Origin of the sequence: Shewanella sp. Pdp11 (assembly GCF_002838165.1) — a bacterium.
Classification (GTDB): domain Bacteria; phylum Pseudomonadota; class Gammaproteobacteria; order Enterobacterales; family Shewanellaceae; genus Shewanella; species Shewanella hafniensis.
In genome coordinates, this window is the sequence record NZ_CP015194.1 from 4,682,776 (window position 1) to 4,695,589 (window position 12,814).

The following is a 12,814-nucleotide window of genomic DNA, read 5'->3' on the forward strand; positions in this document are numbered from 1 at the left end:
GCAGCAAAAAACACACATAAAAAACCGCTTAACGACACAATATTTTCACCTCAAACCAAAGCCAGTGACATAGCATAAGCGCCGAGAAAAACACCAATTCGGAGATAGATCACAAAAATCAGCAAAACATGATCCAGTACCGCATATCGATAACTAGAGTCGATCAAGATCACATCCGCTAATGTTAAATTTTTACAAGTCGCTATCAGTTGTAAACGCGTATAAAAAACGGCTCACTGCGGAACCAACGCCGGAGTGAGCCGTTAACGATTAACGCAAAATCAGACTTAAGGTTTCTGTAACGTGAGCTCAGTGGTCGACACCACGGCTGGCGCTATATCGGCCTCTTTGAACAACAACGGACGGAAACTTTTCTCGCTTGAGTACAAGATACTTTGATCGGCAAACGCTGGCGTTAGGATATTACTCGACTCAGAGTAAGTTAAAATTCCCCGCGCCACTGGCCCTTCGTCAGTAAAGTTCACCGCCATCATCCAGCTCGACCCATAACGCACTTGGTATCCCTTCGCCGTTAAGCCAGAACTCATCGCCTTGCCTGTAACCACGTCCATCACAGCTGCGTACTTGTGCTGCGGGATCAAAGTGTCGTCACCCGACAGACTGGTCGAGAACACGTTGAATCCACCCTCGGCATTGTGGCTACCCGGCCAAGGTAAACGCGACCCGCTTGGCGTACCATCCGGCAGCGATTTCTCCACAAATTGCACCTCACCCAATGGCGCATCTAAGGCAAACCCCGCCGCCTCAAGATTCAGTGCACTATGGGCCAAGGCCACTAAGGCGCTGCCATCTGTAGTCAAGCTTTTAGGTGTCGTCGCCGCATTGGCGGGATCGAATCCTTGGGTCAACATGGTCGTTTGGCTGAATTGGTGGGCAAACTCACGCAGTAAAGCGCCGCCTTTGCTGTCGTTATCTTGCTTACCATTCCACGCTTTTAACGCCGCGCACGCCGAAGTGACATCCTTAGATAAACTCGCCGACACTACCACAGGCGTGCTGCCTTGGGCCTCACACTGGGCAATCAAATCTGGCAGCACTAACTCAGCAAGATAACTGCGATTGGACAACACAGCCGCTTCGAGTTCTTCTAAGCTAAACTTGCCATCTGCCCCAGCCGCATCTTGCATTAAGCTCAAGCCCATACGCGTTCGCAGCGACAACTGCCCAGCTTCTGGACCATACATAGGCGAGAAGTAAGTCAGCGGCTCGTTCAAGTTGGTCGACCAGAATGAGTCATTGGAGTTTTGCACAAAGTCGCTGCGCTCAAGCTTGGGCGCACGCTCATAGGGTGTTGGGCCATCAAAACTAAACAACGATGTGTTACCGGGTAAAATCGTAAATCCGGCCTTAGCCTTAGCCGCTTTAATATCCGGTGAGGTTTTTAACAACACCACTGCCGATTCAGACAATCCCGGGACTGTCGAGTCGTCGATGTAGAAAGCATTGCCCTCTTTGTCGGCGTACATAGTGTTATTGAAGATAACGCCGTCGTAGTCCTTAAAGGCCTGTTGGAACTCCTCTTTATTGGTCGCCATGTCCATCGCTAACCAATGGTCAACGGGGTCCATATTGCCCATATTGGCATCTTGGAGCATAAAGGCACTGCCATCATCCCAACCAAAAGGCGCTAAAGCGGGCGGCGCTTCGACCATAGGGCCTTTTGCCGTGGTGTAAATATCCTTCTCGGCCACTAACATGCCCGCAGGACCTGCATTCACTAGAATCGATACCGTCTCTTTAGTGATCGGCATAGGTTTGCCATCGAACAGATATTGCATCCGATCGCCCGAGACTAACTCTAAGTTATACATCACAAAATGTTCGGCGGTTGAGAAGGTATGAGTCCAAGCTAAATCTTTGTTAAAACCGATATTAATCGGCCCGGGCATACCCACTAACGAGCCGCCCATCATGTCTAAATGTCCAGGGATCGTAATATGGGACTGCCAAAAACGCAGGTTACCCGTATGCGGAAAATGCGGATTGCCGAGCACCATACCTTTACCGTTCTCGGTTTTATCCTTACCTAAACCCCAACCGTTAGAGCCGAGTCCACGGGGGTTAGTCTCTGGCGTGGTGATGCGAGCCGCGCGGGCAATCAACTTAGACTGCATATCGGCCACAAATACCGTTTGGTCTTGGCTTGGCGCTGGCCCTAGGATACGTGGCATATATTCCTGCGCATCTCCTGGGTTCGCGTAAAAAATCAAATCGAGGAAGTTGGCGGCGCCCGGTAACAAAGCTATTGAAAACAGATAAGTTACCACATCCTCTGGCACTATGGGTTTCACCCAAGGCTGACCGCTACAGAAAGGTTCTGCCGTTTGTGTACCCGCTTCAACATCGGCCAGATATTGGTTATAACCAGAGGTAAAACCTTGGATAAGTGCCCGAGAGTTTTCACTAAACTGTGGCCATTTTTCTTCGGCTTGCGCTCTAATCTTTAACGCTTTGTAGGCAAAATCTGAGATAAGGTTACCGTTATCTTCCGCTGTGGGTTGGCCCGTAGTGAAGTCAATCGACGCATGGGGGCCAAAGTACATGGAACGCTGCGAGTTAGCCTTAATAAAGCCATCGGCTAACACGCATAAATTATCTTGCGCCTGCGCATAACCACTACCAAAACCTAAGCTTTCTAAGTTATCGGCTTGGATATGCGGCACGCCGTAGGTGGTGCGGCGAATATTGGCTTTGAGTAAACCGTTGGGGGCAAAAGCTTGCAGTTGAGTTTCGGGTTCGGTGGGCGTAGTGCTATCTTCGCTATCGTTACAGCCAACGAGTATTACACCGCAGGCCATCCCCATAGCGATCACGAGTTTGTTGAATTTCATTATTATTATCTCTTGGTTTTGGTTCCTTCAATTGCCTATCCCTGCCTCCATTACTGAAAGAGCAATAGACATATGTCGCTTCCTAGTCCCTAAGGCTGGCTATTGCCTCCCCTACTGTTGGCTTTTTACTGAGCTTCGCCGACGACTGTGGCAGAATAGAAAACCCAAACACTTAGACACCTCATACCATTTAAGCAATGATTCAAACGAGCGTCTACATTAAAAGCCGAATTAAATAACTTATATGCAACAAAACATTATCAAGATAACAGTGGGTTCTAAAAACCCGGTAAAAATCAACGCGGCAACTAACGCCATGGCACAACTGTTCCCCGACAGCATAATAGAAGCCAGTGGTATGGATGCGCCTTCAGGTGTTGCGGCGCAGCCAATGACAGATAAAGACACTCGCCAAGGGGCGATTAATCGGGTGTGCTATTGTCAACAGCAGGATCAACAAGATACTCAGGCCGACTACTATTTTGCGATGGAAGGCGGTGTCGATTGTTTCGACTTTGGCCCAGCCACATTCGCCTATATCGCCATTGGGCATAAAGATCAGCTTGCCATTGGCCGCAGCGCAATTTTACCTCTGCCAATGCAGGTTTATCGGGCATTAGAAGCGGGTGAAGAACTCGGACATGTGATGGATAGATTGTTCAATACTATCAATATTAAACAAAAAGGCGGTGCCATAGGCCTGCTCACCCACGGCCACGCCACCCGTGAAAGCAATTATACCCAAGCGATTATTCTCGCCATGGCGCCGCTATTAAATCCCGATATTTACGTACAGAATTGTTAGTAACATGTTGCAAGCGCAGTTGAAGCCCGCTAACTTAGTTGTGACATGCAACCAAACCCATTCGACTATGGCTCAAACAGACGCACCATCGACTCCAGTTATGCCTATGACTCACGCTAAGCAAACGGCGGAGTCAGGCTCATCCGCCCAACTTAGGCATTTATCTCGCTATCTGGTGAGAAATTTAGGCATGCTCAACGCCGCCTTTGGGGATCTCCCCTTATCACCCGTGCAAGCCCACGCCCTGTTTGAGATAGGTAAGCAGCCCCTGACCATCAAAGAGCTGGCCTGCAAACTCAGCATAGATAAGTCCAATGCGAGCCGAGCGATTAAGCATCTGATTGATAAAAATCTTGCCCAGAGTCAAATTCATCCAAGGGATAGCCGCTGTTTAGTGGTACAACTCACACCCGCAGGGAAGAAGTTACTCCTAAAATTAGACGCTCAGCAAAATCAATTATTTCAAGAAATCTTAGCCCAACTGACCCCAGCACAAACCTCACAAATCGAAGAGGCGCTCATGTTGTATAACCAAGCCGTACATAACGCCAAACACCAAAGTGGCTGCCACATTCGCCAAGCCACAGCCCAAGATGATACCGCAATTGCCAAAGTCATCCGCGATGTTTCGGCCGAATACGGCTTAACTGCGGATAAAGGCTATAGCGTGGCCGACCCGACCTTAGATTGCCTCAGCCAGATTTATTCCCAAGCGGGCGCCAACTATTGGGTTATTGAATTAGAGGGGCGCATTTTAGGCGGCGCCGGTATTGCGCCGTTAGCTAACAATGATGGCGTCTGCGAACTGCAAAAAATGTACTTTATGCCCGAAATTCGCGGTAAAGGTTTAGCTAAACGTTTAGCGCTGTTGGCACTCGATTTCGCCCGCGAAACGGGTTATCAAAGCTGCTATTTAGAAACCACCGCTGTACTAAATGAAGCCGTAAAACTCTATGAGAAATTGGGCTTTGTGCATCTGTCGGCTCCCCTAGGGAACACAGGCCACGACGCCTGCGAAATGCCTATGCTGCTAGAACTTAATCAATAAAATACACAGCAAAATTTAAACAGAAGTCACAATGCCAAACAGCCATGATTAAGCATGTTTGGCATTATCAATTTGTATCAGCAAATGTTATTCAGCAAGATGATTTAAATTATCAGTCTTAGGGCATAGTTTTTCTTAACTTAATTGCATTAAAATATGGCAATTTTACCTCGATCAATTTTTAATAAATTGAAAGGTGTTTGATACCATTTTGTTAACGGCATTAAATAGGGAACATTATGCTCAGTTGGATTTTTAGTGATAAGAAACTCACACTTCGGGAAATATGCCTAGATAACACACTTTCGACCGCGACTAAAATAAAGAAAGTCGATCAATTTCTTGCCGATAGTGGAGATCTCAATTTTGTTGATCTCAATGTTTCGCCCTGCAATATATTAGTTCCACTATCTTGCCGTCCTCAGTCCGATTTAGTGCTTATAAAATACTTGCTCAGTAAAGGCGCTAAAATCGAATGTAATGGTTTCAGTGCCTTGCATTCGGCTATTGAATATAACAACTCTGAACTCGTTACCTTATACCTAGACTCTAGTGCCAATCTTTACTTTCAAAATCAATACAATAATTGCTGGCTCAACTATCTATTTCATCCTAATCCGCAGTATATCTACCAGGATCATCAACGTAGAGATATGATCGACCTTCTACTTGCAGCTAAGTTAGACATCAATAAACCGGTGAGTTTCTGGACCAATGGTGAAGTAAACCACCCGCTAGAAATATTATATGATGAACGAAGTAAAGAACTATTTCTGCATATCATTAATAAAGACATCCCATTAGAAATAGGTAAATTAAGTCTAATTGAAAATATTATTTCCTCGAGCGAATTTTGGGGAGTTGAAGCCTTTGCTCCTTTAGTAAAACGCTTTCCTGAATATAAAAAGTCCCGTTATATTATGGCAAATGACAGTAGCTTCTGGGACGATGCCAATTTACTCGAGCTTTGTGTTTATGCTAAATCACAAGAATATACTGAATATCTGCTAGACCATTATCCGCAGCTCAAAGCCGACTCCCACGCTAAAAGTTTAGTCTATGCGGCATTGACCTCAGAATTTGACCTTAGGATTATCGAAAAACTAATTAAGGCCACCGTCGATATCAATCGCATCTATAGGATGACTCCGCCCGAGGCCGACCATTCCCCCTTGCTCAACCAATATCTTGATCTTGCTAAATTTACCGATGTGAATAAACGGAGTTACATCTATCAAGCCCTTGAACTCTTGCTCAAATATGGCGCTAATCCTAATGCCGAATTTGTAAATACGGGTAAAGCCTATGAGATGTTAGTCTGGTCGAACTTACGACTACTGATTTATCCCATGGTCGAAAACAAAACCTTTCTGCCCGAGTTCCTCGATCTGTTCCTGCAATATGGCATGGATATCAATAAAAAATTTGGTGCGGTGGATGAACCGACCTTACTCACTCTCTGCCAGCGTGGTTCAGGTAAAGAAGATCAAGCAACACTTATCCAAGTGATGGAATATCTGCTCACCAAAGGGCTGGATTTAAGCCTCACCAATATCTACAACACTAACTATGTGTCTGCGGCGGCTATCTCCTGTCGAACCCAACTACTTGAATGGCTTATTAACCAAGGCGGGGATATTTTTACCCATTGCGGCCATGATAACTCGCCCATTCTACACAAGGCGATTTCGACCTACTGGTGGGATCAAATCTCTGGCCCCATGCGGCGCAATACCGTGGAACTCTTACTGCGCCACGGAGCTAAAATTGAAGAATTCTCAGTAGATGAGCAATTTACGCCACTCATGTGCGCCAGTTACTACGGCGCACAGTCCTGCGTTGAGGTGCTACTCGAACATGGCGCCAATCCCAATGCCATCAATGCCGAAGACACCACCCCCGCCCTTTGCGCTGTGATAGGCGGCAGTTCAATCGAGTTCCCCCGCTTTGAATCAACGGCGGTGCGGATCTTAAGGCTATTGCAACAATATGGCGCCAACTTAACTACTGAGAACTGCCGCGGCAATAGCGCGCTGGTCGCGGCTATAGAGCTGGAATATAAGGAAATTTTCGAAGCGCTGCTGCAAATAGCCTCCTACAGTGAAACTCAGCTTAAGCGAGCACTCGAAGTAGCGGAGCCAGAAAGCTATTTCAGCCGTCGCCTACAGCAACATATTAATGGCGAAACAATGCAACAGCCGACTCAAGCTCAGGTCCAAACTGAAACTAAGCCTATATCAAATATGCAGACAACCGAGACGGCAGATGATAACGCTCCTGCTGGCCAACCAGATATAGTGTCTAAAAAGGCCAAATTAGAGGTAAGTAATGCGGCTTCAGATAAAAACCAAATCCTAACGCTGTTTGATCTCAAAACCAAAGTGCAGAGCTTCTTTAAACTTATCGCAAAGGATCCCGATATCACTGTCGCCCAATTTAAAGGCATAGAAGAACAGCTCGATCTGCTGATTGAAAAACTGAATGATTTTAGCTTTTTCCGCAATCAGGCCACCCAAGCGGAGTTTGAAGAAAGCGTGCAGGAATATATTGATGATACGGTCGATGAGATAAACAAGTTAATCGAGGATGACTATCCCGCCCTAACCGAAGCCTTAGTCGATTCTGTCTGGACGATTTTGCAGTACTTTAGGGTTGATATCGAGATTGAAACCGCACTGAGAAAGCGCTTTTGGTAACTGTTATCACCTACTTTGGGTAGCGGTTAGCACCTTAACTGCCAACGAGAACCAAGCATAAAGCCCCAATTTTGGGGCTTTATGCTTTCAAGGTTAACGCTAACAAAAAGTGACGCTTAGGAGACTGACACCAGCAAACTTAGCGGCCTATCAGCCAGCATAATGGCGAAAGCTAAGGTTTAAATATCAGAGGCTTAAACATTAGAGGCTTTAGCACGCAGTAACTGGCTACGAATGATTTGACGTATCTGATTGTGCAGTTCAAATACTCGGTTACGGTCGTTAAGGTTTAAGGAGAGGTTTTCCAGCATCACCAGATCCAAATTAAATTCGGGATAATGCAGTGTCATCGACATATAGCCAGATAAATAGCCCGTATGGCTGTATTCAACGAGACCATCATCCTGATTAAGCCTCACCCCATAGCCATAGCGCATATTCGGCCATAAAAATTGGATCCCGGTATACGCCGTAGTCATACGTTGATAACTCTTTGCACTCAGCAACTTGCCAGAGTGTAATAGATGCTGAAAGGCGGCATAAGCTGGCGCTGAAGCAATTAATCCCCCTGCGGGCAACAAAGCTTCATCAAGCACTAAGTCAGAGGGGGAAATCACCTCGCTTTCCTGTAAACCTACGGCGAGTAAAGGCACTTTAGCGCGAATAGTCTCAATACTGCCAAGCTCAGCACTCAGGCCATTAAGCTGGTATCGCGTTGCAAACTGCGCCACTTGCTCGGCAAAGGATTGGTGATTGACCTTCTCAAGCACTTGCCCAAGCAGTGAATAACCCAAATTAGAGTATTCAAATTGGCTTCCGGGCTCAAAGCGATTGGCCTTACCCAGTTTATCGACACCCGATGTATGAGTCAGCAGTTGATGCAGCGTAATCCGCACGTCATAACGACTGGGGTTCAAAACACTCGTATTTGTGGCCGCTTCAGTGGCTTTTAGCCCCCTAGCTTCCACGTCAAGATCGCCAAAAAGGTAATGATTTAGCGTTTGATTTAAATCGAGTTTCCCCGTATCAAGTGCCTGCAACACTAGCGTTGCGGTAATTTGTTTAGAGAGCGATGCCATCACAAAGCGCGAATCTTGATTAATACCTTCGCCCTTTTGCAGTTCAAGCTGCAGCTTGCCCTGCTCAAGCAGGATAACACTGCCACTAAACGGTTGCGGCGAATCCATTATTGCCGCTTGGATTAAGGTCTTAATCTCTGCCGACTTTGAGACAGAGGATGCGGTTTGACTTTCAACGGCAATCGAATTACTGCCTTGCCCGATTTGCTCTTGTTCAGCACCTGTTTCTAATAACAGACCAAAACTATTGGCACTTGGGAATAATAAAAAACCAGTCAACAGGGTACTGATAACACTCAAACGCATGGGTTATCCTTAACGTAATTAACAAATAATGCTACCTGCTAGAAAAAAGCAAGCTTATCACAAGCGCTTTTTATGGATAATACAATTTAATCTTTACAATTGAATTATAAAAGAAATATTCCATATAAAAATGACACAACAAAGTGATACCTAGGGCGACGAAGCTAATCCGAGCAGTATAAACCAAGTGGCAGTCTGCCCCAGTTTGTAGACTGAATATCTCAAGTTGCAGCGAATACACATTCAAAATGGCTATAAAACGACAATAGTAATAATTATCGCACCTAACATATATAAGCCTGCAGAAAGTGATATCGATTTTAGTGGGCTAAACTCCTCAACTTCCAACGTCTGTATATCTTCAATTTTGACTAGTTGCCCTTCTCCCTCGATCTGCTGTTCCGTTGCACTTTCGACTTGAAATTCCATTTGTTCGCCAGATATTGTGGTGACTTTGACCTTTTCACCTATGTAGCTGGATACCGATTGAGAATCCAATTTAACTTGATTGAGTGAAGAGCATGCGCAGAGGGAGAAACAGATAAGTGATACTACTGCTAACTTTTTCAAACAAGCCTCCTATCCTACAACTATTACATCCATGATAAGTTATACCTGTAGACATAAGCATTTAGGTATATGCTACTCAGCTTACGGAGTTTCGCCCACAAGTTAAAGAAACCTAGACTAAATCCACTTAAATTAAATCCTTTGGATGAGGTTAAATAGCGATCAAATGAGCACTGAACTCATCGATGCGGTTAAAGCCAAAGATACGCTTATTATTGCCAATGGCGCTAATCTTGAAGGCGTGGACGATGGCGGGATGACGGCACTGTTGCATGCCTGTGAGCTACAGTCTTTTGAACTTCTCAAACTATTAGTGGATGCGGGGGCCGATGTAAATCATCCAAATGCGCTGGGGTATAGTCCGCTCGATATTGCTTACTGGCAAGGAGAGTTTCGCATGGGATGCTATACCGCTGAGAGTGAGCGCATGGTGAGCTATTTAACTCGCCATGGTGGTAAATCCTTTAGCTAGGTGAGGTACTAAATTGAAAAGATCGAAAAGATGGGACATGCATAACTCTTTGAGATTAACTGCCAACATCCAGACCGCAGAAGTTCACCTTCCCCTGCGAAGTTGCTGAAGGGCGTTGAAGAAAATCGCGTGACGCAGACAGGACGTCTGCGTAGCTTTCGGGGGGAAGGGACAGCCCATCGGAAACGTTAGCGATTTTCGAATAAGCACGAAGCCACTAATCAATGCATGTAACTTCGCTAGGGACGGCGGGGGATTTCCAAAAGGGGGACGGGCGCTTTTCCCCTTTTGGTCGGGTGTGGGGTGAAGCCCCACGACCTTGATTCACCTCTGCCAAAAGGCCGCAATCGAAAGATGGGACACAACGGTCAGGGTCAAACGTCTGACGCGATAGCATAAGTACGCTTTATGCCCAAGGCGCTTTCAACTTCGTTAGGGGCATCTTGGCTAATATGAAGGTACCTATCCTTAAAGCAACCTCAATTACTATTCACTTGAACGTAAGCCGAAAGCGGATTATGTTGTTGATTTTAAATGACTGGTAAAATTGTCGATTTGATTATCTGTTCTAAGGAGAGAGCATGTTCTTTACATTACTGCTTATTACATTTGCACTATCTATAACCGTTTCATTTCTTGTTGTTTCGATTTTCAAAAGACCACTAGGAGAAATATTTTCTCGAATAATTCAAGATTCAATAAGTGCCGCTTGGCAAAAATATATTATTTTTGCCACATACGTTGTGGGTATTTCTGGTGGAGTTAGAATTTATGATTTAGAACGCTACATTACCGCTCGACATAAAGATGTTGAAATTCTACAGCTAACTCTAGAACGTTGGACTATTGAGATATATCGAACAATTATTGAAACTTTGCAAAGTATCGCATGGATGTACCTTATCGTATTCATATTTGCCCTTATTGCATATGTCATTGTTAGAGGCTTTGAACTTAAAAAACGCTAACAAGCAATAAACAAAACTCGCGTTAAGTTGCCTTAACGCGAGTTTTTAGTTTCAAGCTTTAACCGCTAATTGAAGCTCTGATTAAGCTCTAGCTTAAGTTTAACGGCTAATCACCAAAATCATCGAGTAGGATGTTTTCTGGCTCAACGCCTAGGCTTTCAAGCATCTTAATTACTGAAGAGTTCATGATTGGAGGACCACACATGTAGTACTCGCAGTCTTCTGGTGCCTTATGATTTTTAAGATAATTCTCATAAATCACATTATGAATAAAGCCAGTGTAGCCCGTCCAATTATCCTCAGGCAATGGCTCAGATAACGCCACATGCCAGACGAAGTTGTCATTCTCGGCCGCTAGGGCATCGAAATCCACTTGGTAAAACACTTCACGGGTCGAACGTGCGCCGTACCAGAAGCTCATTTTACGCTTCGTTTTCTTACTCTTAAGCTGATCGAAAATGTGTGAGCGCATAGGTGCCATGCCCGCACCGCCGCCGATAAACACCATTTCCGCATCGGTTTCCTTCACAAAGAACTCACCGAATGGACCAGAAATCGTCACTGTATCGCCCGCTTTCAGGTTGAAGATGTAAGATGACATCTTTCCCGCTGGCACGTTGGCCGATGGCGGCGTCGCAATCCGCACATTCAGCATAATGCGACCCTTTTCATCGGGATAGTTGGCCATAGAGTAAGCGCGCAACACTTCTTCGTTGACGGTAGAGACAATATCAAACAGGCCGTATTTTTCCCAATCGTCGCGGTACTTAGCCGGAATATCAAAGTCAGCGTATTTCACCACATGGGCTGGCGCTTCAATTTGAATATATCCACCGGCTTTAAAGCGAACATCTTCACCTTCGGGTAACTCAAGCAATAACTCTTTGATAAAAGTCGCCTTATTATCGTTAGAGATCACTTTACATTGCCACTTTTTCACCCCAAAGATTTCTTCGTCGAGCTCAAGTTCCATATCGGTTTTCACTGAGACTTGGCAGGCGAGACGACAACCTTCTTTAGCCTCTTTCTTGGTGATATGGCCCATTTCAGTCGGCAGAATATCCCCGCCGCCCGATTTGATTTTCACTCGGCACTGACCACAGGTTCCGCCGCCACCACAGGCAGACGGAATAAAAATACTCTGACTCGCCAAGGCGCCGAGTAACTTGTCACCCGCGGCAACTTGTATGCTTTTTTCAGCATCTTCGTTGATGCCAATCGTCACTTCACCTGTAGCCACTAATTTCTTTTTGGCGATTAGAATCACTATCACCAATAGACAGACCACTAGCGTGAACATGCCTATGCCAATTGCCATTTCCATCGTATTACCCTTTTCTAGCTCTTTTCTAAAAAGAATCTGGTTTCACTTTCTCAATTCTTGGCTCGCCTACTGTAGCGTTACAGCGAGATCCCTGAGAAAGACATAAAGCCCAGCGCCATCAAGCCTGTTGTGATAAAGGTGATACCAATACCTTGTAAGCCTTCGGGAATCGCGTTGAATTTCATTCTTTCACGCAGCCCCGCCAGCAGCACAATTGCCACCGCCCAGCCAAAACCCGAGCCCATAGCAAACACCACTGACTCACCGAAGTTGTAATCACGGTTCGCCATAAAGATCACCCCAGCAAAAATCGCGCAGTTTACTGTGAGCAAAGGTAAGAAGATCCCAAGGGAGTCATACAGGCTAGGAATGTACTTATCCAAAAACATTTCAAGGATTTGCACTAACGCCGCAATCACACCGATGAAAGTGATCAGCTGCAGGTAACTTAAATCGATACCGGGTAATCCCGCCCAAGACAATGCACCAGGTGCGAGCACTTTGACGTAAATCAGCTGGTTTAACGGCACGGCTAAGGTCATGACCACAATCACGGCGACGCCTAAACCAAAGGCGGTTGACACTTTTTTAGACACGGCCAAGAAAGTACACATGCCCAAGAAGAATGACAGCGCCATGTTGTCGATAAAAGTGGCCTGCAAAAATAGATTTATATAGTGTTCCATATCTGCTC

The 12,814-nt window shown here is 45.6% G+C and carries 10 protein-coding genes; 5 read left to right on the plus strand and 5 right to left on the minus strand.

What is annotated here, in order from left to right; all coding sequences use genetic code 11:
- Positions 1 to 287: 287 nt before the first annotated feature.
- Positions 288 to 2,852: an acylase gene (locus AYJ58_RS20550; RefSeq protein ID WP_106651530.1), complete on the minus strand. Its 2,565-nt coding sequence runs from the start codon at positions 2,850 to 2,852 to the stop codon at positions 288 to 290.
- A 244-nt stretch (positions 2,853 to 3,096) separates the two neighbouring features.
- Between AYJ58_RS20550 and yjjX the strand changes: the two genes are divergently transcribed.
- The 3 genes from yjjX to AYJ58_RS20565 all read left to right on the plus strand — a co-directional run bounded on the left by yjjX (position 3,097) and on the right by AYJ58_RS20565 (position 7,401).
- Positions 3,097 to 3,657 carry an inosine/xanthosine triphosphatase gene (gene yjjX, locus AYJ58_RS20555; RefSeq protein ID WP_106651531.1) on the plus strand — a complete coding sequence of 187 codons (561 nt, stop codon included), beginning with the start codon at positions 3,097 to 3,099 and terminating at the stop codon, positions 3,655 to 3,657.
- Positions 3,658 to 3,661: 4 nt separating this feature from the next.
- Complete coding sequence (locus AYJ58_RS20560) at positions 3,662 to 4,705, plus strand: bifunctional helix-turn-helix transcriptional regulator/GNAT family N-acetyltransferase (RefSeq protein ID WP_198555542.1); 1,044 nt, start codon at positions 3,662 to 3,664, stop codon at positions 4,703 to 4,705.
- A gap of 239 nt (positions 4,706 to 4,944) precedes the next feature.
- The gene (locus tag AYJ58_RS20565) at positions 4,945 to 7,401 is read left to right on the plus strand and encodes an ankyrin repeat domain-containing protein (RefSeq protein WP_106651532.1); all 2,457 of its coding nucleotides are present in this window, start codon (positions 4,945 to 4,947) and stop codon (positions 7,399 to 7,401) included.
- A gap of 194 nt (positions 7,402 to 7,595) precedes the next feature.
- Here the strand turns inward: AYJ58_RS20565 and AYJ58_RS20570 are convergent, their stop codons facing one another.
- Both AYJ58_RS20570 and AYJ58_RS20575 read right to left on the minus strand, forming a co-directional pair.
- Positions 7,596 to 8,786 (minus strand): serine hydrolase domain-containing protein, encoded by a 1,191-nt coding sequence (locus AYJ58_RS20570; protein WP_106651533.1) that lies wholly within the window; start codon positions 8,784 to 8,786, stop codon positions 7,596 to 7,598.
- 252 nt (positions 8,787 to 9,038) lie between these two features.
- Positions 9,039 to 9,356, minus strand: a complete 318-nt coding sequence (locus tag AYJ58_RS20575) for a hypothetical protein (RefSeq protein ID WP_106651534.1) — start codon at positions 9,354 to 9,356, stop codon at positions 9,039 to 9,041.
- A 166-nt stretch (positions 9,357 to 9,522) separates the two neighbouring features.
- Between AYJ58_RS20575 and AYJ58_RS20580 the strand changes: the two genes are divergently transcribed.
- Positions 9,523 to 9,828 (plus strand): ankyrin repeat domain-containing protein, encoded by a 306-nt coding sequence (locus AYJ58_RS20580; protein WP_106651535.1) that lies wholly within the window; start codon positions 9,523 to 9,525, stop codon positions 9,826 to 9,828.
- Between the two features lie 581 nt (positions 9,829 to 10,409).
- Positions 10,410 to 10,796 carry a hypothetical protein gene (locus tag AYJ58_RS20585; RefSeq protein WP_106651536.1) on the plus strand — a complete coding sequence of 129 codons (387 nt, stop codon included), beginning with the start codon at positions 10,410 to 10,412 and terminating at the stop codon, positions 10,794 to 10,796.
- Positions 10,797 to 10,902: 106 nt separating this feature from the next.
- Here the strand turns inward: AYJ58_RS20585 and nqrF are convergent, their stop codons facing one another.
- Positions 10,903 to 12,120, minus strand: coding sequence for an NADH:ubiquinone reductase (Na(+)-transporting) subunit F (gene nqrF, locus AYJ58_RS20590; protein ID WP_106651537.1), 1,218 nt, complete (start codon positions 12,118 to 12,120; stop codon positions 10,903 to 10,905).
- A 77-nt stretch (positions 12,121 to 12,197) separates the two neighbouring features.
- Positions 12,198 to 12,806, minus strand: a complete 609-nt coding sequence (gene nqrE / locus AYJ58_RS20595; protein ID WP_106651538.1) for an NADH:ubiquinone reductase (Na(+)-transporting) subunit E — start codon at positions 12,804 to 12,806, stop codon at positions 12,198 to 12,200.
- Positions 12,807 to 12,814: the final 8 nt, after the last annotated feature.